The 517-nt window shown below is 57.1% G+C and carries 1 protein-coding gene; it reads left to right on the forward strand.

Features of this window, described 5'->3' with window-relative positions; translation table 11 throughout:
• Positions 1 to 340: 340 nt before the first annotated feature.
• The coding region (locus tag EN780_RS37285) for a helix-turn-helix transcriptional regulator (protein WP_133373000.1) at positions 341 to 517 on the forward strand (177 nt) is incomplete at its 3' end.

Consider the following 517-nt stretch of genomic DNA (forward strand, 5'->3'; position numbering starts at 1 on the left):
TTTGCCAGTCGCCACACAGACGAAGAGCAGGATCAGCCGCGTTGCTGCCGTCCGTCAGTTCGGCGGCTCGCGACTTTACCTGGAAGGGCCACGCCGCCGCGGCCGTGGCCGTGCCCGCCAGCAAGCGCCGCCGGGTGACGAAAAACGAACTCATGCTACTGTCGGAATCAGCCATTATCCGAGCTCCTAACAGCTGGGGTTTTGGTGAGGCCGCATCGGGTGTTCGCGCACTCGGTGCGGTCGCTTTCTAAAAACGAAAGGATTGTCTGTTTTTAGAAAGCCATTGTCAACGTTTTCCGAAAAGGCTTGCGATTTTCGGGAGTTATCACCAGTTTGCGGCATGGATTCTTCCCAATGTCGCGCCGCACGAGCGCTGTTGAAATGGACGCAAGAGGATCTCGCCGCCCGCTCCGGCGCGAGTGCTGTTACCATTCGCAATTTCGAAAACGACCGTTCTGTTCCTCAAACAGGAACGCGATATCTCCTCCAGAAAACGCTTGAGAATGCCGGCATCGAG

The organism is Mesorhizobium sp. M4B.F.Ca.ET.089.01.1.1 (assembly GCF_004022605.1).
GTDB classification, from domain to species: Bacteria; Pseudomonadota; Alphaproteobacteria; order Rhizobiales; family Rhizobiaceae; genus Mesorhizobium; species Mesorhizobium abyssinicae.